The following is a 21,257-nucleotide window of genomic DNA, read 5'->3' on the forward strand; positions in this document are numbered from 1 at the left end:
TTGGTTGGTCAACCAACCAAAAGTCAACACTTTGTTAATCCAAATGGCACGGCACCGGTGTAATGGCGTGCGATCAGTGAAACGAATCGAATGATGGCTGCTCTGATGATTAATAAACGGGATTGCTCAGGAGATGGTTAAGCCATGGTTGACAGACAGATTACCCCTGCAAGCAAATTAGGCGATCAGGGTAACGTTTTGTCTAACGCCGCCCGGCTCTTTCGAGAGAAAGGTTTTGAAAGGACGTCTCTAAAGGAGATTGCCGAAGCCTGCAATATGCTGCCCGGAAGTCTGTATTATCGTTACAGCAGCAAGGAAGCGCTGCTCGTTGAGCTGATGCGTCGGGGAGTAGACCTGGTTACAACAGAGGTTGAAACCGCGTACGCCAGCTCGGACGATCCCGTGGAACGATTGCGTCTTTGTATCAACGCACATTTGCACGCCCTGCTGGTTGATTCGGATACGGTTTACGTACTTTTGTTTGAGTGGCGTTCACTGAGCGCGGAGGCCCGCGGGGACATCATCGCTTTGCGTGACCAGTATGAATCCCTTTGGGCCGAGATCATCGAAACGATGATTGAGCAAGGCGTGATTCGGAAGGATGTCAATGCTCGCCTGCTTCGCCTAATCGGCCTCGGGGCGCTCAACTGGGTCGCAACCTGGTTTGATCCGAAAGGTGTCTATACACTCGACGGCATTGGTGATTTTGTCTGGAACGTCATCATGGATGGTGTAATCAGGAAAAGTGTACGAACATAGGCACTGGCTCCCCAAGCGTAATTAGCGCCGGTTTATGTTTGTTAATCACGTGTATAGATGGTGTGTGATCTGACGTTTAGCCTGAATTGCTCAGGTGGCTGGCCAAACCAGCGTTTGAAGGCGCGTCTGAAATTGGCACTGTCGTGATAATTCATCAACGCGGCAATGGCCTCGATTGACAGTTCGCTGTCACGCAGGTATAGCGCTGCCTGCTGAGACAGAATCTCGTCACGGATTTTTCGAAAACTGCTGCCTTCATGGTTGAGTTTACGCGCCAGGGTGCGTTTGCTGATGAACAGAGAAGCAGCCGCTTCCTCTTCACTGAGCGTTCCCGGCGGCCGGGACAACATCATCTTCTTCAGCCGGGTCTGGTAGCTTGGCTTATCGGACTGAAGTTGCGCAAGCATGGCTTCACACTGTCGCATGGCCAGATGATAGTTTTCATGATTGGCAGAGGCGTTTGGTTCCCGACACAAGGCCATCGGCAAGCTGAGTTTTAATTGGCTGCAATCAAAGTGAATCTGCCCGGACAAAAAGTCCGAATACGTTGCGTGATACTCGGGTTTCGGATGGGCAAAGCATACTTCAGCCTCGCGCAAAGGGCGGCCAACCATGAACTCGCCGAATTCGAAAAGTGCCTTGACCATCGCATCCGACAGGCAACGCTGTATGTCATCGTCTAATGGCCCCAGGTACTGCAGAATACATTCCAAACGCTCACCGACTTGCTGCAAGTGCAACTGGATGAAGCTCGCGCGCGTGGGCAGGAATGTCCGAATCGCGTGTAGAGCAGTGAGGAGGTCGGGGCTGCTGTAAGCCACGAACCCCATTGCTCCGTGGGTTGCCGGAGTCATTCGTTTACCCAGCCTTAACCCAAATTCTGGCTGGCCGGACAGATCCATTGCATTACGCAGGATCTGTATCTGCTGAGCCACAGTAAGCAGTCCGTCCTCGCTCAAAAATTGCGTCACCCCAAGTCCAGTGCCCCGCAGCAGACGCGGAAGTTGTCTGGCTGTCAGATTCAGCTCACGTGCAACTAGCCGTGAGTAATTCGATGGAATATCCGGACCGGGACTTTGCAAGTCCTCCGCCTTCTTCCGCGCCACCATCATTGATGCACCCCTTCCTGAAGTCTCGCCATTTTGTCTTCAAATGACCCCTACTTGTCAAGAAATGACCTGAAATATGTGCCGGCAGGCAAGCAATATGCGTCAGTCATCAATGCGGGAAGGAGAACAACATTGGGCAAAGTTACGTTTATCGAACATGATCAAACTGAACATGTCGTAGAATTCAAAGCTGGTTCCTCGGTAATGCAAATCGCTGTTGATAGCGCCATTCCCGGTATCGACGGGGATTGTGGGGGGGAGTGCGCCTGCGGTACCTGCCACGTTATCGTCACGAACGAATGGTTCAGTAAGACAGGCACGCCTGGCAATGAGGAAGAACAAATGCTGTCAATGACACCGGAGCGGGCGAGCACTTCGCGCCTGGGCTGCCAAGTGGTACTGACTGATGAAATGGACGGCATGACCGTGCATTTACCCGAGTTCCAGATGTGAACACAGGAGGACGCATGCCAACACTGCCCAGAACATTTGACGACATTCAGTCCCGACTGATTAACGCCACCTCCAGGGTGGTGCCGATGCACAGGCAAATTCAGGGACTGAAATTCTTAATGAGCGCCAAGAGGAAGACCTTCGGCCCACGCCGACCGATGCCCGAATTCGTTGAAACACCCATCCCGGACGTTAACACGCTGGCCCTTGAGGACATCGATGTCAGCAATCCGTTTTTATACCGGCAGGGTCAGTGGCGCGCCTATTTCAAACGGTTGCGTGATGAGGCGCCGGTCCATTACCAGAAGAACAGCCCTTTCGGCCCCTTCTGGTCGGTAACTCGGTTTGAAGACATCCTGTTCGTGGATAAGAGTCACGACCTGTTTTCCGCCGAGCCGCAAATCATTCTCGGTGACCCTCCGGAGGGGCTGTCGGTGGAAATGTTCATAGCGATGGATCCGCCGAAACACGATGTGCAGCGCAGCTCGGTGCAGGGAGTAGTGGCACCGAAAAACCTGAAGGAGATGGAGGGGCTGATCCGATCACGCACCGGCGATGTGCTTGACAGCCTGCCTACAGACAAACCCTTTAACTGGGTACCTGCTGTTTCCAAGGAACTCACAGGCCGCATGCTGGCGACGCTTCTGGATTTTCCTTACGAGGAACGCCACAAGCTGGTTGAGTGGTCGGACAGAATGGCAGGTGCAGCATCGGCCACCGGCGGGGAGTTTGCCGATGAAAATGCCATGTTTGACGACGCGGCAGACATGGCCCGGTCTTTCTCCAGGCTTTGGCGGGACAAGGAGGCGCGCCGCGCAGCAGGCGAGGAGCCCGGTTTCGATTTGATCAGCCTGTTGCAGAGCAACAAAGAAACGAAAGACCTGATCAATCGGCCGATGGAGTTTATCGGTAATTTGACGCTGCTCATAGTCGGCGGCAACGATACGACGCGCAACTCGATGAGTGGTGGCCTGGTGGCCATGAACGAATTCCCCAGGGAATTTGAAAAATTGAAGGCAAAACCGGAGTTGATTCCGAACATGGTGTCGGAAATCATCCGCTGGCAAACGCCGCTGGCCTATATGCGCCGAATCGCCAAGCAGGATGTCGAACTGGGCGGCCAGACCATCAAGAAGGGTGATCGAGTTGTCATGTGGTACGCGTCGGGTAACCGGGACGAGCGCAAATTTGACAACCCCGATCAGTTCATCATTGATCGCAAGGACGCACGAAACCACATGTCGTTCGGCTATGGGGTTCACCGTTGCATGGGCAACCGTCTGGCTGAACTGCAACTGCGCATCCTCTGGGAAGAAATACTCAAGCGTTTTGACAACATCGAAGTCGTCGAAGAGCCCGAGCGGGTGCAGTCCAACTTCGTGCGGGGCTATTCCAGGTTGATGGTCAAACTGACACCGAACAGTTAATTAACCGATTGACCAGGATGGCATCCGAACGTGTGGAGAGTCCAATCCCAGGGCACAGCGAAAGAGATAGCCTATGGTAAGCAAACGTAAAGAGAGGACGGTCATTGTTGGCGGTGGGCACGCAGCAGGTGCCCTCCTGACAGCCTTACTCCAAAAAAAATATCAACATGAGGTCGTTCTGGTGGGGAATGAACCTCATCCGCCCTACCATCGACCGCCGCTGTCCAAGAATTACCTGACAGGAGACGTTGATCAGGAGTCGCTGTACCTGAAACCGCGCTCGGTATACGAGAACGCAGGCCATCAGTTGCGGCTCGGTGTGCGCGTCGAACAAATTGATCGGGACAGTAGCACCATCAGCTTGTCGGATCAGAGCAGGCTGCAATACGATCGACTGGTCCTGGCCACCGGGTCACACCTTCGACACCTGAACGCGCCCGGGGCTGACTTAAATGGCATTCATTACCTGCACGACATAGCTGATTCAGAGGTACTGCGTGAACAGTTAGTTGCTGGAAAGCGCCTGGTCGTCGTGGGTGGTGGTTACATCGGCCTTGAGGTGGCGGCCAGTGCCAACAAAAAAGGTGTTAATGTCACGGTGCTAGAAGCCGCCGAACGTCTTATGCAGCGCGTTACGGGCCCGGAAATATCAGCGTTCCTTTACGACAAACACCGTGGCGCCGGCGTGGACGTACGTCTGAACACAGCGGTAACCGGCTTCGAAGCGGGCGATCAGGGGCATGTGGCTGGCGTGACGTTGGCGGACGGAAGCACCGTACCGGCCGACATCGTCCTTGTGTCGATCGGCATTATCCCGGAAACCGCTCTGGCTAAGGACGCCGGCCTGCCCTGTGATAACGGTATTATTGTTGACGAATTTACCCGTACCGAGGACCCCGCCATCTTGGCGATCGGTGACTGCACCCGGCACCGGAATCTTTTCTTCGAGAAGATGCAACGACTCGAGTCTGTCGCCAATGCTGTCGATCAGGCTCGTACAGCCGCGGCAACCCTGATGGGTGAGGAGAAACCCTATGATAGCGTTCCATGGTTCTGGTCAAACCAGTACGATGTTCGTCTGCAGATGGTAGGATTGTCGCAAAATCATGATCAGCGAGTGGTTCGAGGCACCCCCGAGGATAAAGGATTTGCCGTGTTCTATCTCCGCGAAGGCTGTGTTATTGCTGTTGACGCGGTCAACCTGCCCCTTGCTTTTTTGGTAGGCAAGACACTCGTTCAACAACGCAGAACGATCAACCCGGAACTAATAGAGGATCCGGATACTGAACTGAAATCTTTGGTGAACGGAAGGCTCCAGAGTTGAAGGCAATATGTTGCGTGGCAACCGAAGCAGCCAGTCACCGGAGTGAGCCAATAAATATGAACTTGATCCTCTTAACAATAAAAGATTGTGACTTTCCGCGACCGCTATGGGTTGAGGTGTATATCACTGAATCTTGGTTAAATCACACCAAGCACTTAATGTTTTCGGCCTCTTCTCTTGGAAGTGTCACTGTTGAAGCCGTTGGAAAGTGGCATCCAAGAACGGGCTACTCAGAGTTCAAACTGCAGGCAGTCTGTAAATCAAACAGAGTGAGATTCAGGCTTGTTGGAGATGTAAATGGGAGGCGGGTTCTGACATCCGGTATTGATATCAGGACACTTGACCAATTGAATCAAAGGTATGGCGCTAATGAAACAGTTTTTTATAGCAAGGACGTACCAGTGCTGATGGCAATCTATTACTCAACTAAACGGTTAGAGGTTTTTAAATAACGTTTGCTGGCTGCATTCAGCAACCTTTTGATCGGTGAAAAATATCTGCTGGCGTAGGCCTCAAGTTTGGGAATTCTCGAACATATGATGAAAGAAATGATTTGGGTCACTTAGGGAGACTCTGAATAAGTCCCCAAAATCAGCGATAATACGGCCGTCGTCAACCGCATAGGATCGTTGCCACCATGGATCAGATCACCTTCTCCGAAGCCGAGTACCAGACCAAAAAGCGCAAAACCCGCCGCGAGATCTTTCTGGAACGGATGGACAAGCTGATTCCGTGGAAGCAGCTGGAAAAGAAGGTAGCCCGTTATTACCCCAAGGGCCAGAACGGACGGCCTCCCTATCCTTTGTCTGCCATGCTGCGCGTTCACTGCATGCAGTTGTTCTATAACCTCAGCGATCCGGCCATGGAAGATGCATTGTACGAGATCGAATCCATGCGCCAGTTCGCTGGCCTGAAGCTCGATCGTCTGCCAGACGAAACAACGATCCTTAAGTTCCGTCATTTTCTGGAGCAGCATGGTCTCGGCAAGGTGCTGTTCAAAGAGGTGAACAAGCACCTGGAGAAAAACGGCCTGATGCTGCGTGAAGGCAGCATTGTTGATGCCACCATCATCTCTGCGTCCAGCTCCACAAAGAACAGTTCTGGCAAGCGCGATCCGGAGATGCACCAAACCCGAAAGGGCAACGAATGGCAGTTCGGCATGAAGATGCACATTGGCGTCGACGACACACTGGGCCTTATCCATAGCATCGACACCACTGCTGCCAATGTCCATGACATTGTGCCTTCCGGCAAACTGCTGCACGGTGAAGAGCGCCGAGTCTTTGGTGATGCCGGCTACCTCGGCATACAAAAGCGAGGCGAGCACAAGCACCGTAAAAATGTGTCTTGGTTCATCGCCAAGCGCCCGGGTTCACGGAAGGCCCTGAATGCTGACAAGCTGAAAGCCGAGAAAATCAAAGCCAGCATCCCCTCAAAAGTGGAACATCCGTTCCGGTACATCAAGCAGGTGTTCGGCTACAACAAGGTTCGCTATCGCGGCCTGTCGAAAAACACCAACCGGCTGCACTTGTTGGCCGCGTTCAGTAATCTGTTAATCGGTGAAAAATACCTGCTGGCATAGGGGCAGTGTGCCTATTTTCCGCCAAAATGGCGGGAAACGGGCAGAAAACATACAAATAAATGGAGAGTTGCGTCTGAATTTTCCGTTTTCTGCTGGCTCAAACGGATGCTGGTGAAAATGGACGGTTATTCAGACCTTCCTTAGCTTTCTGTAATTGGCGAGTACAATGTATGCGCCGCGAACATGATCAGTCTTTGTTCGTCATGGCATCGAACACGTTTTTGTGGCTAACTGAGACCAACGTTTTATTAACGTACTGGAAGACCGATTTGCCGATGGAGATTCTTGATAACCTGCTTCATCGATACCCCCTTCGATTTCGCAGTGTGGCAAGCCCCAATATCCTAGACACCTGACAGCTTTGTGAAGTACTGCTTTTCTAAGGAGGCTCTGAATAAGTCTCCAAAATCAGCGATAATACGGCCATCGTCAATCGCATAGGATCGTTGCCAGCATGGATCAGATCACCTTCTCCGAAGCCGAATACCAGACCAAGAAGCGCAAGACCCGTCGCGAGATCTTTCTGGAACGGATGGACAAGCTGATTCCGTGGAAGCAGTTGGAGAAGAAGGTAGCCCGTTATTACCCGAAGGGCCGGAACGGACGGCCCCCTTATCCGCTGCCTGCCATGCTGCGGGTTCACTGCATGCAGTTGTTCTATAACTTGAGCGATCCGGCCATGGAAGACGCGCTGTACGAGATCGAATCCATGCGGCACTTCGCGGGTCTGAAGCTGGACCGTTTGCCAGATGAGACGACGATTCTCAACTTCCGGCATTTCCTGGAGCAGCACGGTCTTGGCAAGGCGCTGTTTAAAGAGGTGAACAAACACCTGGAGAAAAACGGCTTGATGTTGCGTGAAGGAAGCATCGTAGATGCCACCATCATCTCTGCTCCCAGCTCCACCAAGAACCAAACTGGCAAGCGTGATCCGGAGATGCACCAGACCAGAAAGGGCAACGAATGGCACTTCGGCATGAAAATGCACATTGGTGTCGACGACACGTTCGGTCTGATTCATAGCATTGATACCACCGCTGCCAATGTTCACGACATCGTGCCCACCGACAAGCTGCTGCATGGTGAAGAGCAACGAGTCTTCGGCGACGCCGGTTACCTTGGCATTCAGAAGCGGGATGAGCATAAGCACCGCAAAAACGTCTCCTGGTTCATTGCCAAACGGCCTGGCACCCGGAAGACGCTGGATGCCGACAAACTGAAAGCAGAGAAGATCAAAGCCAGTGTTCGTGCCAAGGTCGAGCATCCCTTCCGGTACATCAAGCGGGTCTTTGGTTATGGCAAGGTCCGCTATCGCGGCCTTGCCAAGAACAGCAACCGGTTGCATTTGCTGGCCGCGTTTAGCAACCTGCTGATCGGTGAAAAATACATGCTGGCGTAGGGCCAGTGCGCCTGTTTTCCGCCAAAATGGCGGGAAACGGGCAAAAAACACACAAATAAAGGGAAAATAGTGTCTGAATCTTCGATTTTTTGCCGTTTAAACCCAAGATGGGCAAATATCAGCAGTTATTCAGACCTTCCTTAGGTTTCATTTTTTTATTATCCTTTTTGGTATTAAAACAAATTGGCTTTAGGTAAAACTGCAATTTTTCGTAACACAAATGCCACTCATTGATGCTAGCTTGCCGGTTTATTGACTAATACTTCCCCATACTCAGAACGCAGCTTGTTTTTTAATACTTTCCCCGTGGCATTGCGTGGCAATCCTTCCACAAAGATCGCGCGATCCGGGATCTGCCACTTGGCGACTTTCCCCTGATAATGAGCAAGAAGTTCCTCCTCAGTAATATTTGCGTCGGGTATTTTTACTGCCAACAGGATCGGTCGTTCGTCCCATTTATCATGGGAGGCCGCCACTACGGCAGCTTCATTGATGGCAGAATGGCCCATTGCGATTCCCTCCAATTCGACTGTAGATATCCATTCACCACCAGATTTAATAATATCTTTTGAGCGGTCACGTATTGTCATAAATCCATCATCATTGATCGAAGCAACATCACCTGTCTCGAACCAACCGTCTTCCTCAAGAGTCTGATTTGGTTCAACACCGAAGTAATCGGCTACCACCCAATGACCACGGATGCGGAGATTTCCCTGAGCAATGCCATCTTCGGGCAGTTGATGACCGTCTTCTCCTACAATTTTGAGCTGCACCCCGTAGGGAGGCCGTCCCTGGCTTTCACGGATTTTGTTTCTTCCTTCCTCCGAAAGAGTATTGTGTTTCGACAGCAGTGCGTTGACGGTTCCGATCGGTGATGTTTCTGTCATTCCCCATGCATGGACAACTTCTACGCCATACTTACCACGAAACTCCGACATCATTGAGGGCGGACAAGCGCTACCCCCTATCACCGTCCGTTTAAGCGACTGTGCCGAGGAGCCAAGCTCGTCCAAAGCCGAGAGAAGTCCCTGCCAAATCGTAGGCACACCCAGCGCAATCGTTACGCTTTCTGAATCGATCAGCTTGACCAAACTTTGCCCATCCAGGCCAGGACCAGGCAACACCAGTTTGGCTCCAACCATCGCCGTAATGTAGGGTACCCCCCACGCATTTACGTGAAACATAGGAACAACCGGCATCACCACGTCCCGTGCCGATAAATTCAGTGCGTCGGGTTGAGCAGCTACCAGCGCGTGCAGAACGGTGGAGCGGTGTGAATAGAGCACCCCTTTGGGATTTCCGGTGGTGCCCGATGTATAGCAGAGGCTTGAGGCCTGGTTTTCGGCGATTTCAGGCCAATTCGCGTTAGGCGTTCCTCGCTGGAGAAACTCTTCATAAAACAACAAGCCTGGAAATTGCGCTGCAATTTCTTCGTCCGGTTCGGACATCAATACAAATTTCTCAACCGTCTCCAGTCGGTCTCGGATATTTGAAACAATGGTAAGGAACGTTTTGTCAAAGAATATGACTTTGTCTTGAGCATTGTTGATAACGTAAACGAGTTGTTCTGGAAACAGTCGCGGGTTAATGGTGTGACACACCATCCCGCCACCAGAGATGCCAAGATAACATTCCAGGTGCCCCACGTTATTCCAACAAATGGTCGCGCACCGATCCCCCTGGACATAGCCTGCCGTTCGAAGCGCTGACGCAAGTTGTCGCGACCGCTCCGAAACAGTTGCCCAGTCAGATCGACTGGGATTTCCATCCGTTCCTATCGACACAATCTCAGCGTCTCCATGGTAGCGAGCAGCATGGTCGATCAAGGAATTCACGGTGAGCTCCATGTTCATCATTTGGCCAAGCACGTTTATCTCCTGTCGTTTTTGTAGTTGGTTGACGCGAGTATCTGGCGTCATTAAGGTCCAATGTAGAAGGCATAATCCGGGTTTGAACCTAAACATTTCCCAAGAGGATGTCGGCTGCATTTTCGGCAATCATCATGGTGGGTGCGTTGGTGTTACCGGCAACCAAACTGGGCATTATCGAGGCATCGACAACTCTTAGCCCTTCAATCCCTCTGACTTTTAATTCCGGATCAACGACTGAATCCGGATCCGCGCCCATACGACAAGTGCCAACGGGGTGGTAAATAGTCTCTGCATTTTCCCGGATAAAGTCCGCAATCTGATCGTCCGAGGACACAGAGTTTCCGGGCATGACTTCTCGCTTACTATGCAAAGCCATTGTCGGTGCCGCGAGTACTCGTCGCCCGAATTTAACGGCGGAAATCATTGTCTTGATGTCTTCGGGGTCACTCAGATAATTGGGCTGAATCAACGGATCGGCTAATGGATCAGGGCTTTTCAGTCCAATAAAACCCCGGCTTTTGGGCAGCAGATCGCAAATGTGTAAGGTGTAGCCATACCCGGTCATCACTTTTCGCCCATGATCCTTCAAAAAAGTTGGCAAAAAATGGAATTGCACATTCGGTCGTTCACACGAAGGGCTGGATTTAACAAAGCCTCCTGCCTCGGCTACATTACTGGTGAGAAACCCGCGTCGCGCAAAAATATAGGAAAAAAGTGCGCTCACTCCCCGAAGCAGGAAGCTGGGGGCAACACCAATAGGCAAACGTGAGTTCGCCGCGTGCATCAGCGTAATATCCAAATGATCGACCAGATTCTTGCCCACCTCAGGAAGGTGATGGACCAGAGGGATTCCGTGTTTCCGAAGCTCTTCGCGATCACCGATTCCGGAAAGCAAAAGTAGCTGTGGTGAATTAACCGCCCCGCCGGACAAAATGACTTCACCGCCATTATTGAGTCTGAGCTGGCGATATTCGCCCCCTTGGTTCAGTGTCACCCCAACCGCCCGCTGGCCATCCATTACCACCCGGGTTACCCGAGCGTCCGTTAGCACATCGAGGTTAGGCCGTTTCTCTGCGCCACGCAGAAACGCCTGCGCCGAACTCCAGCGCCGACCATTTTTTTGTGTCACCTGGTAGAGGCCCAGTCCCTCTTGCGTTTCGCCATTGAAATCCGTGTTCACCGGGACATCCACATGGGAAGCGGCGCGAACAAAATCCCGACTTAACGGATTGACCGATCTCAGATCGCTTACGCTGAGTTCACCGCCCTTGCCGTGGTAAGCATCCGGTCCGAAACGTTCGTTATCTTCCAGTCGGCGAAACAATGTTAATGCGCGGTCCCATCCCCAAAGGTCGGTTCCGGCAGCCTGACCCCAGTGTTCATAATCGGCTTTGTGGCCCCGGATGTAGACCATGGCGTTGATGGAGGAGGAGCCGCCAAGAGTTTTACCCCGGGGCCAGAACAGACGGCGCCCCTTGAGATGTTCCTGAGGCTCGGTTTCGAAGGCCCAGTTCACCTGCTTGCTATTGGCAAGAAGTGCAATACCCACAGGCATATGTATGAGCGGGCTCTTATCCTTTGGCCCTGCTTCAAGTAACGCTACTCGCTTCGAGGGATCGGCAGTCAGTCGGTTAGCCAATACACAGCCAGCCGACCCGGCGCCAACAATAATGTAATCGTACATAGTGACTCTCTTGTTATTGGATTATGCTCAGCCCAGAATACGAACAGCAGCATCTATGAGCCGCCGGACCCAGCGTGTATAGGGAGGAAAAAGAAGGTGGATAAGAGAATGCTTATCCTCCATCAACGCCTTTTCATGCGAAAAAGCGCGGAAACCGTATTCACCGTGTGCCGCCCCTATCCCGGAATTATTCACTCCACCAAAAGGCAGGTCCGGATGTAGAAAATGCACGACTGTAAGGTTGACCCCTACAGCGCCGGAACTTGTTCGTTCGATAATACTCCTGGCAAAAGACTTGTTTTTGTCGAATACGTAAAGCGCCAGCGGCTTGGGGTTATCATTTATTTTATTGATAACCGAATCAATATCATCGAACTCAATAACCGGTAATATCGGGCCGAATAACTCCTCACGTGAGATATCCATGTCGCTGGATACATTTGCAATCAACGTCGGCGCAATGAAATTTTCTTCAGCATCTGTAATACCGCCTTCAAAGACGTTTGCGCCTTTGCTTTTGGCATCTTCTATCAGGCTTGACACGCGCTGGAAATGACGGGCATTTACAATCCGGCAATAGTCAGGCGTCGATTGCCGGGCTTCCGGCGTTTTCCCGTAGATGCGCCCGATTTGCTGTTTAAGTGCTTCATTGAATGGGGCTGCAATGCTTCTGTGTACAAAAACATGGTCCGGAGCGATGCAGGTCTGGCCATTATTGGCAAACTTCCCCCAGACAATGTATCGGGCAGCCTTCTTGATGTTGGCATCCGGGCCTACAATGGTCGGGGATTTTCCCCCCAGTTCCAGTGTCACCGAGGAAAGGTTCCTGGCCGCAGCCTCCATGACCAGCTTGCCGACCGCAGGGCTGCCAGTGAAGAATATGTGGTCGAAGGGCAGGGCCAACAGTTTCTGGGCTACAGCGGCATCGCCTTCAATCACCGAAACAAGATCGGGGGGGAAGGTTTCGGCGACAATGTTGGCAATCACCTTTGAGGTGTGGGGTGTCATTTCCGAGGGTTTGATGATAGCTCCGTTCCCCGCAGCCAACGCTGAGACGAGAGGTCCGAGCGCAAGATTGAGAGGATAATTCCATGGCGCGATAATTAAACACACACCCTTTGGCTCTGGCCGAACATAAGACCTCGTACCCCAAACACCAATGGATGCAGCCACTCGCTTCGGACGCATCCATTTACGCAAGTGTTTTTTAGTGTGTCGAATTTCCTGAAGCACCGGCAGGAGTTCAGTTAATTTGACTTCTGGAGCGGGTTTTCGAAAGTCCGCCGCGCAAGCCGCAATGATGTTTGATTCGTAGCGTTTAATTGAATCCCGCAGCTGGTCGAGCTGCGCTATTCGAGCCTCTAAGGTAAAACTTCCGCGACGCGCAAGTTGTGCCCGCTTTAGGGCCGCGAACGTTGAATCAATCGTATCGCTGGTTGACACATTGGGCAGCCCAACCTCCGCCAGACTAGCAATCTGCATTATAAAATCACCTCTTTCCGAACGAGACTGTTGTTATTTTAAATCGGATTATTAGTCTTCATAGAGGACATAGTCCTCTTTTGTGGCACCACAGTCCGGACAGCACCAATCGTCTGGAATATCTTCAAAACGAGTGCCGGCAGGGAAGCCTTCGGCTTCATCTCCGAGAGCTTCATCGTAGATATGGCCGCAAGTGATGCAGACCCACTTCCGATAGGTATCTTTTTGAGTCGAGTCTTTGGGCGATTTTGAAGAGGTAGGCTTCGGTTTCGCTTTGGGCTTTGTTTTATTTTTAGCTGAAGGAGTAGATGCGTCCGTTGCTTTCTGCGATGCTCCCTCGGTCTTAGCTTGGCTGGCAGTACGGACCGCTATATTGGTTGCGGACACCGAAAGTTCCGAGTTCGCTTCTTGAAGCGCAACGAAGTCAACCTTATCCCTGACGGCACAGTCTGGACAGGACCAGTCTTCAGGAATTTTTTCCCAGGTCGTTCCTGCAGGAAAGCCTTCGTGCGGATCACCAACCACTTCGTCGTATACATAACCACAATCCGGGCATTGATGTTTAGCCATTTAAAGCACCTTTCAAACGATATTATTGTCTTTGTTTTGGTAGCGCCCGACGCGCACCCTCTTTCAGGTGCACGTCAGAGGCTCTTTTTCTGCAACGTAAATAAAGTAAACGACGTATATAAGTTCTAATTAGCCGATCATTTAGACGCTGCGGTATCGACTGATTCAGAATCAGTCCCACCAAATTTACGCACATAGAATTCACGCTTGCCGGGTTGAATCTGAATCTTATCGAGATCTCCTTTAGCCCAATCCAGCACCCGGTGGTCCATTATCGACCGAAACCATGAGGGAAACATTGCGACCAGGAACATTCCGGGATATCCCGATGGTAAGGAAGGCAGGTCTTTGAAGTCGCGAAGCGATTGATAGGACCTTGTAGGATGGGCGTGATGGTCGGAATGTCGTTGCAAATGAAACAGAATCAGGTTCGACATAATATGGTTTGAGTTCCATGAGTGGTGCGGTTGTTGACGCTCATAACGTCCATCCGACATCTTCTCGCGCAGCAATCCGTAATGCTCAATGTAGTTGGCGCTGGTCAGCTGCCACCAGCCAAAGGCCATCTGGATGGGCAGGAAGATCAGCATTAACGGACCAAAAAACGCCAGCAATGCGGCATACAGCACGACCGTCAGAATCATCGGCTGAAGCACTTCGTTCTCCAGGCTCCAGACACTTTTGCCGCAACGGCTCAGGCGCTGCTCTTCCAGCGTCCATGCCCGCTTGAAAGCACCGGGAATTTCACGCAATGAAAATGCGTAAATGGACTCGCCCATGCGGGATGTCGCCGGGTCCATCGGTGTTGCCACATCACGATGATGCCCCTTATTGTGCTCAATGAAGAAATGGCCGTACCCGACCACGGCGAGAACCAGTTTGGCCATCCAGCGGTCAAACGTCTCTTTTTTATGGCCGAGTTCGTGGCCTGTGTTCAGAGCCAGGCCATTCACGATTCCCAGGGAAAGGGCCAATGCCAGAAACTCGAAAACACTCATTGGTTGCGTGGATACCCACCAGGCACTGACAATCAAGGCGGCATAGTGAATAGGAACCGTCAAGTAGGTCAGTACCCGATAGTAACGATCCTGTTCAAGCCGAGGCACAGCCGACTCGGGGGGGTTGGAAAAATCCTCTCCAAACATGGCATCAATCAAGGGAACTGCGCCATACCAAAGGATCAACACCAATCCGTACCAGATGCTCCATCCGGTCTGGGCGACCAGATAAAGGCCTATAAGAGGTGTTGCTGGCCACAGCACAGAAAGGATCCACAGGTGGCGCTTTCTGTCCACATAGTTTTCGGCACCAGGGTCCCTTTGAAGGGACTCTGTTAGTACATTTTCTGACATTGACATCAGGATCACCTTATTGTTATCGGATTCATCATCTTTTTACATCTTGTTCTGACCGGGCCACTCAGATGAGCGGGCCGGTTGTATACAGTTACAGGATTGGCTATAACCTGGGGTCAAACAACTACCCGAACGGGTAGGTTTGGGTCAGAGATCTGTCGATATGCGTCATGCCCTGGCGCGGGCGCGTTCCGGGGTGGCAAAGCAGGAGACTTGACTGTCATGACACGCCATAGCCTGGAAGATTGGTGCAGAAAGATGTCCGCCCGGATGTGGGGTCGTCAGCGTTTCATTACTCAAGGCTGTACAGACCGCCAGCGCCTGAGTGCTTCCGCGGTGCCTGGAGCAAAAGTCGTTCTGTACCGGGCTCCGCCGGGCTACGGAAAATCTGTACAGGTAGCCCTGGCAGCGAACATCCGCGATCCGGAACACGAGAGTGCCGTCTATATCAATAGACGATCGTACCCGGACGCACGGGATGTCACTGACAGCCTGTTTGCGGCGTTGGTTTTATATCAGCTTGAAGGACCTGAATCCCGGGGAGCGCTGAAAAGCGACACCGACACCATCGAAGCGCTTCGGGATGCCTTATTCAATGCAAAAAAGACCATAAGAATTTGCCTTGACGGGCCCGGTGAAGGGGCAGATAACGGGGATCTGATTGAGGATCTGATCTGCGAAACACCGGGCAATGTAAAATTTTTTATTGCGCCTGGCAGCACCGGGGCGTTGCCACGTTTGTCGCTGATGACGGGTGTTGTGACCTATGGTGCTGATGAGCTTGCCTTTACAGAAGAGGAGCTGGAGGAGCTTGGTGAGGTAACGGGTATAGATGGCCTCGAAGCAGGCAACATGATACAAGCCACCGGCGGATGGCCCGCACTCGTCAGGCTGATGTGCCAAACCCCGAACCCGGACCTCCCGCCCGCATCCTGGCCGGAAACCCGCTCGTATTTCAGGGACAATCTCTTGTCCGTGCTACCCGATAATGCGCGAAGGTTTGTTTGCAACGCAGCGATGCTCGAGGAGATCAGCGCTGAATGCTATGACTATGTCTATAAAACGCAACAGGCTGATCAGGAAATTTCGTTTCTTAACGAAAAATTTGCACTTTTAGCCCCCACCGCCTCCTCCGGCAAGCGCCTGACCATGCACCCTGTGCTGAGAGAGTATTTGCGCAGTGTGTTTAGCGCCACTCAACGGGAGCGCCGTTCGTATGTACTGAAACGCGTCGCCTTCTGGCATTGGCGCAGGGGGGAGTACCTCCATTCAATCAACGTCGCCCTGGAAGCCAGTGACCATCGCTGGGCGCGCGTGGTCAGTGACAGCATTATTCTGGACGTGGCGCTCCGGCAAGGTGAAATCGAAGTGCTTCGCACATGGTTTGAAAAGGTGCCGGCCCGCACGATAAAAAAAATCGCTTCCTTAAGCATAGGCTATGCCTGGACTCTGTATTTCAGCCAGCAAGCGCGGCAGGCAGAGGAAATGCTGGCGAGTTCCCGCCATCCGATTTCCAGGGGGCTGGGCAGCCTTGATGAGGAAGGGTGGCGGGAACTGGTTAAGGCAATAGGTAAAGCCACACACGATGAATTGCCGGAGAGTCAGGCGCTCTGTGAAAAGTGGATTGACGCCTTTGGCGATCGCAACCTGGTGGGTAAAGGCGCGGCCCTTACATGCCAGGCATTCATTGCCTCCAGCGACCGCCGCTTTGAAGAGTTAGAAGAATTATTGCACAAGGCGGCTGTGGTCAATCAGTCATCCAATCAATTCTACGCGTTTATCTGGCTTAAAACGGCGGAAATTCAGACAGAATTGTTCAAAGGCGACATGGTCCGGGCAATGCACCTGTTGCGTCAGGCGAATAAAACCGCAGAAAAGATTGGCGTACCAAAAAGCTTTTTAAGCAAGATGCTTGGTGTTCTTGAGTTACAAATCCTGCTCGAACAGGATCATCACCTGGTTTCCCCGGAATCTGCACAGGCATCCTTTGATTTCGCCTTGAATTATGGCGTTACCGACATTCTGTGTGGATGCACACAGGCATGCAGCCGTTTGCTGTACCACCAGGGATTCCGGGACAGAGCCATGGCCCTGTTGGAGCAAGCCCGCCTGGCCGCCAGCGAGCGCGAGCTCCCGCGCCTCAATATCCTGACGAAAGTTCAGCTGGCTGAGTTCACTCTCCTGAACAACGAGGAATTGGAGCCACCGATACTTCCCGATGAATCCGAGCTGACATTTACGCCGAATCAAAACCGGGCCATTCAGGCGCACATTGCTTTAGTGCGCTCAATGTACAGGCTAAGGCTTGGGAAGCAGTTTGGTGTGGCCGGGAACTATGCCAGAGAGGCGCTTCAGGCTGCCAGTGCCATCTCAGATGCCAGAACCAGGGTCGCCGCTCAGTATTGCCAGGCCCTGGCAGCCTTTGCCCTCGGTTCCTCAAAACCGGCGAAGCGCATGATGCTTGATGCCAACCTGCATGCGGAGCATCTGAATTGCCACTTTACACCGCTGTGGATAAAAGAAGCGCTGCTTTCCCTGAGTCCCCTTGCCCGGAATCTTTTTGATGACCTGCCGGACACCGCTGAAGCAGCCACTACAAAGGACCCGGAAGTCCGGGCAGGCGACCTCAGCGCTGCACCGGTACCGGGACATACCGACTCCGTTATCACGGTCAGGCAGATTTCCATACTGAAGTGCATAAGTAATGGAATGACCAACAAAGCGATCGCTGAGCGGCTTCTTGTGACCGAGGATGCTGTCAAATGGCATCTGAAGAAGATTTTCAGCGAACTTGGAGTAACCAACCGGGTTCAGGCGGTCACTGAAGCGCGACTGCGCGGACTCTTATAGTGAGACGTAACCGGTGCTCTGCTGGTTGCGGAGCCGGGGTATGGGCAGGGGTGTATGGGCAGGGGTGTATGGGCAGAGAGTGCCACCTTTTCGCGGCGCTGGCAGGCGGCCCGGCTTCGCCGGGCAAACAAAAAGCCCTGGCTGGTAAGCCAGGGCTTTTTGGGGTTACTGCTGTGTCGTTGGTGAGAGATAGGTGAGAGAAAGCATCTCTTGCGGGATTTCAAGATGGATGACGGTGTCTGCGTTCAGTCCCAGAAGATCGATGATCGGGTTACAAAGGTCAGGAACCAAGCTGCAGAGGCCATCGACGTTGTCCGATGTGAGCGTAATATCTCCTCGCACTTCAACGTCAATCGGGACTGCCTCGACATTGGCCAGTTTGATCTGTATACGGCCATCCTGGAGAAATATCACCGGCCCTCTTACCGTCAAGGAATCAAGAGGATAGCTGTATAGGTTATGGTCAAGATAGGCCGGCCCAATGCTTGGATTGAGGTAAGGGGCATCCAGGTATACGTCCAGATTAAGCTCGAAGGTAAACTGACCCTGATCATTGGTATAGAGAAAGCCATTCAGCGGTTCGACATTGCCACTGGCATCCCTTGGGTACCTCATGCGCATCATGAGCGGGCCGGTCGGGATGAGTTCTTCGGCCTCAATGCCGGTGTCTGCAAGCCCAATTCTTGCAAACGCATCCAGCAGTTGAGTATCTATTTTGACCCACACATCGCTGGATGTGGTGGCTAACACAGAGGGCAGAATTTCCACCGGTACCCGGCCCTGGTCGTCCGGCTGTCCTGCTACGATGGTATCGAGCATGGCTGTCAGATAAATGAACTTGTCTTCGGGGCAGATGTCGGGGGATCCATCTCCTCCTTCTTGCTCTGTGGCGAATCCACATCCAATGTTAGCGTCAACAACAAGAGAATCCTGTTGAGGAGGATCCAGTGAGCTGACCCCATTGGATGCCAGGCCTACCGCGTTGGCAACGCTTTCTCCTGCTTGAGAGCCGGCCTCAAGATCTTTTGTATAGTCCAGATCCGCATTGGCATCGGCCGCCGGCAGGTTTCTCAGCGGCAGGTAGGTGGCATTCTTTTTCTCGATACCGGTGAAGTAGTTCACCAGCGCCGTGCCGCCCTCGGTTCTGTGGGCTGCATCCCATTTGCCCTGGGTGAGCAGGACGGTTTGCAGTGGCAGCCCCTCAGTTGACTTTATCACTGAGTTGTCATCATTGGCGGCATTCAGCGTATAGCGATAGAGCCTGCCTGTCTCCCATGGAACCAGGGGCGTAATGGTCAGGGACCGTGGCTCGGTGGTGAGGGTGTATTCGGAGGTACCAAGTTCTTCCCATTGGCCAGTATCCGTTTGCCTTTCAACGGTCAGACTGTCGCCGGGGATGATGGTTTCCGGGTTCATGTTCTGGGAGAAACGGACGATAATGGGCTTGTCGGTTTCGAGTTGACCAATGGGTAGCAGGTCGTCATCGTCTTTGCCCCCGGTACAACGTCCCTGGTTACCATTACTGACATTCGTATCGGTAATATCTTTGGCACAGGGGAACCCCGGGTGGGTTATCAGGGCAAGCGGTGACTGGTCCGTTGGCGTGCCCGGTTCGGTCGGGCTGAGTTGGAAGGGGAGGGCAACCTGGCTGGCAAAGGTGTTTCCGGCCAGATCCCGCAAACCGGACCCGTTTTGCGACGAGGCACCATCGGGATTGAGCCTGAGAACGTAGGCCGGACCATGCTCCAACGGCTCCACGGGATCAATGACAACACTGCCGCCATTGGCTTTCAGGTTCGCATCAACCGGTACTCCATTCTTTTCCAGCTGAATGTTGTCTGAATGGATGGATGAGGGGAGCAGCGGTTCGTTGAAGTAGACCACCAGATTATCGCCCGGGCGAAGCTTGTCCTGATTATCATCCCCGGGCACCCAGCTCTTGATGAAGGGCGCTTCGGTGTCCGCGAAGCCGGCCTGCAGCGGGGCATCTTCGACGTTGCGGAAGCCGTTCAGCTTGAAGGAGATCAGGCCTGAGGCCGTGTCAATGCCCATCACGTCCGGCTCAATAACGCCAACGGCTTCGATGCTCAGCTTGCCGTCCTCGACGATGGCGGTACCCACCAGCTGCACGTGCATGAGCTGCTGGCCAAGGGCACCGTTGGCAATGGTGTTCCCGGTATTGAGGGCCATATCGACGTAGAGTTCGAGCGATCGGGGTGCATCCACTGCATCGGTGTAGGGATTGGGCATCAGGAAGCCATTGGCGTCCGAGAGAAAGCGAACCTCGACGGCGTCGGATTCAAACCCGGCCGGTACGGCACCGGCGACCTTGACCACTACGGAACTCCCGGTCAGCAGGGTGCCCCGGTCGATCCTCAGGGGAATGCTCTGGCCGGCCGCTTCAAATTTGGGAATAAAACCCAGCTCCGCGAACACGGTGCCGGTGACGGCCGTCGGGTTGTCCGGGCCCAGAAGGGGAGAACTCAGGTTCACCGAGTTGTAATCCTCGCCCGTCAGCGGTAGCTGGCCAGACAGGGTTTCAGCAGCCTGGGCCATAATCTGCCGCTTGCCCGTCGGGGAGCGGGAGTCGATCGGGTTGAAGGTCAGTGTGCGATCTTCGGACAGGGCATCATCGAGCAGAGCGCTTTTGATGCCGGTAGTCACTTTCAGGGTATAGGTTTTGGTGGGGTCCAGGTAGCCTTCCGGGTCCACCGTGACCCGGTGACCCCTGACGTATACTTCGGCATTCACCGGTTCACCGGCCTGGTCCGTCAGGCGGATGGTGTCGCCGTAAACCACCGATTGCGGGTCGACGGGCTCGGTAAACTGAAGCCGGAATGACGTAAAGTCCGTGACGGGGTAGTCGCTTCCTCCGTCCGGAATGGTCCGCGCCAGTTCAAATCCGGTGCCTTCGGTCTGGCTCAGAATCGGGCCGGATGTGGCCGGTGCTGTCCTGAATCGGATGCCATCCGCGGTCAGTGACACCGGTGTGCCGCCAACCTCAAGGCCCTCTGCGGTCAGGGTGTAGCTGGTTCCCGGCGCAAGCGCCGTGTCCGGCTTTGCCGCCAGCCCCATCTTGTCTTCACCAGTGAACATCACGTCGGTGAGGGTAACCTCGTTCCCGGTGGCATCCTTCAGGACCAGGACATCGGGAAGGTCAGTCAGCGGTGTATCGATGGACTTGTTGAAGCGCAGGAAGACCGGTGCTGTTGTGGGGACGGTGGACGTGACACCGGGCTGATCGCCGCCGGGGGACGTACTGTCAGCCGGATAGGTAAATGTCAGCGATCCGGGTGTCGGAGCCCGGGTAACGGTCTGCTTGTCTCCGCTACCCCCGCAGCCTGCGAGTGCTGTGGTGACAATCAATGCAATGGTTGTTTTTTTCATGC

General features: G+C 53.2%; 14 protein-coding genes and 1 pseudogene. 7 read left to right on the forward strand and 8 right to left on the reverse strand.

Annotated features, from left to right (window positions below; all coding sequences use genetic code 11):
• Positions 1-144: 144 nt before the first annotated feature.
• Positions 145-759 (forward strand): TetR/AcrR family transcriptional regulator, encoded by a 615-nt coding sequence (locus tag QPL98_RS09670; protein WP_011784139.1) that lies wholly within the window; start codon positions 145-147, stop codon positions 757-759.
• Positions 760-800: 41 nt separating this feature from the next.
• Here the strand turns inward: QPL98_RS09670 and QPL98_RS09675 are convergent, their stop codons facing one another.
• A complete protein-coding gene (locus tag QPL98_RS09675) occupies positions 801-1,871 on the reverse strand; it encodes an AraC family transcriptional regulator (RefSeq protein ID WP_303293160.1) in 1,071 nt (356 codons plus the stop codon).
• Positions 1,872-2,000: 129 nt separating this feature from the next.
• On the opposite strand from QPL98_RS09675, the gene QPL98_RS09680 reads away from it, so the two are divergent.
• The 5 genes from QPL98_RS09680 to QPL98_RS09700 all read left to right on the forward strand — a co-directional run bounded on the left by QPL98_RS09680 (position 2,001) and on the right by QPL98_RS09700 (position 8,053).
• On the forward strand, positions 2,001-2,321 hold the full coding sequence (locus QPL98_RS09680; RefSeq protein WP_023011696.1) for a 2Fe-2S iron-sulfur cluster-binding protein: 321 nt from the start codon (positions 2,001-2,003) through the stop codon (positions 2,319-2,321).
• 14 nt (positions 2,322-2,335) lie between these two features.
• A complete protein-coding gene (locus QPL98_RS09685) occupies positions 2,336-3,748 on the forward strand; it encodes a cytochrome P450 (RefSeq protein WP_303293161.1) in 1,413 nt (470 codons plus the stop codon).
• 73 nt (positions 3,749-3,821) lie between these two features.
• On the forward strand, positions 3,822-5,072 hold the full coding sequence (locus tag QPL98_RS09690; protein ID WP_011784143.1) for an NAD(P)/FAD-dependent oxidoreductase: 1,251 nt from the start codon (positions 3,822-3,824) through the stop codon (positions 5,070-5,072).
• A gap of 637 nt (positions 5,073-5,709) precedes the next feature.
• Complete coding sequence (locus QPL98_RS09695) at positions 5,710-6,654, forward strand: IS5 family transposase (RefSeq protein WP_011784144.1); 945 nt, start codon at positions 5,710-5,712, stop codon at positions 6,652-6,654.
• A 454-nt stretch (positions 6,655-7,108) separates the two neighbouring features.
• Entirely contained in the window at positions 7,109-8,053 is a 945-nt protein-coding gene (locus QPL98_RS09700; RefSeq protein WP_011784145.1) for an IS5 family transposase, read from the forward strand.
• Between the two features lie 236 nt (positions 8,054-8,289).
• Here the strand turns inward: QPL98_RS09700 and QPL98_RS09705 are convergent, their stop codons facing one another.
• The 6 genes and pseudogenes from QPL98_RS09705 to QPL98_RS09730 form a co-directional block, all read right to left on the reverse strand.
• Complete coding sequence (locus tag QPL98_RS09705; RefSeq protein WP_023008030.1) at positions 8,290-9,924, reverse strand: long-chain-fatty-acid--CoA ligase; 1,635 nt, start codon at positions 9,922-9,924, stop codon at positions 8,290-8,292.
• An 88-nt stretch (positions 9,925-10,012) separates the two neighbouring features.
• The gene (locus QPL98_RS09710) at positions 10,013-11,611 is read right to left on the reverse strand and encodes a GMC family oxidoreductase (RefSeq protein ID WP_232902594.1); all 1,599 of its coding nucleotides are present in this window, start codon (positions 11,609-11,611) and stop codon (positions 10,013-10,015) included.
• Between the two features lie 27 nt (positions 11,612-11,638).
• Complete coding sequence (locus QPL98_RS09715) at positions 11,639-13,093, reverse strand: aldehyde dehydrogenase family protein (protein WP_303293162.1); 1,455 nt, start codon at positions 13,091-13,093, stop codon at positions 11,639-11,641.
• A 51-nt stretch (positions 13,094-13,144) separates the two neighbouring features.
• On the reverse strand, positions 13,145-13,480 hold the full coding sequence (locus QPL98_RS19450) for a rubredoxin (protein WP_349379745.1): 336 nt from the start codon (positions 13,478-13,480) through the stop codon (positions 13,145-13,147).
• A 33-nt stretch (positions 13,481-13,513) separates the two neighbouring features.
• Positions 13,514-13,663: pseudogene (locus QPL98_RS09725) on the reverse strand (rubredoxin); the annotation flags it as partial.
• A 137-nt stretch (positions 13,664-13,800) separates the two neighbouring features.
• Entirely contained in the window at positions 13,801-15,021 is a 1,221-nt protein-coding gene (locus QPL98_RS09730) for an alkane 1-monooxygenase (protein ID WP_303293163.1), read from the reverse strand.
• Positions 15,022-15,522: 501 nt separating this feature from the next.
• Between QPL98_RS09730 and QPL98_RS09735 the strand changes: the two genes are divergently transcribed.
• Positions 15,523-17,868 carry a LuxR C-terminal-related transcriptional regulator gene (locus QPL98_RS09735; RefSeq protein ID WP_303293164.1) on the forward strand — a complete coding sequence of 782 codons (2,346 nt, stop codon included), beginning with the start codon at positions 15,523-15,525 and terminating at the stop codon, positions 17,866-17,868.
• A 165-nt stretch (positions 17,869-18,033) separates the two neighbouring features.
• Here the strand turns inward: QPL98_RS09735 and QPL98_RS09740 are convergent, their stop codons facing one another.
• Positions 18,034-21,255: an Ig-like domain-containing protein gene (locus QPL98_RS09740; protein ID WP_303293165.1), complete on the reverse strand. Its 3,222-nt coding sequence runs from the start codon at positions 21,253-21,255 to the stop codon at positions 18,034-18,036.
• Positions 21,256-21,257 lie beyond the last annotated feature (2 nt).

Source organism: Marinobacter sp. ST-43, assembly GCF_030541085.1.
Lineage (GTDB): Bacteria > Pseudomonadota > Gammaproteobacteria > Pseudomonadales > Oleiphilaceae > Marinobacter > Marinobacter nauticus.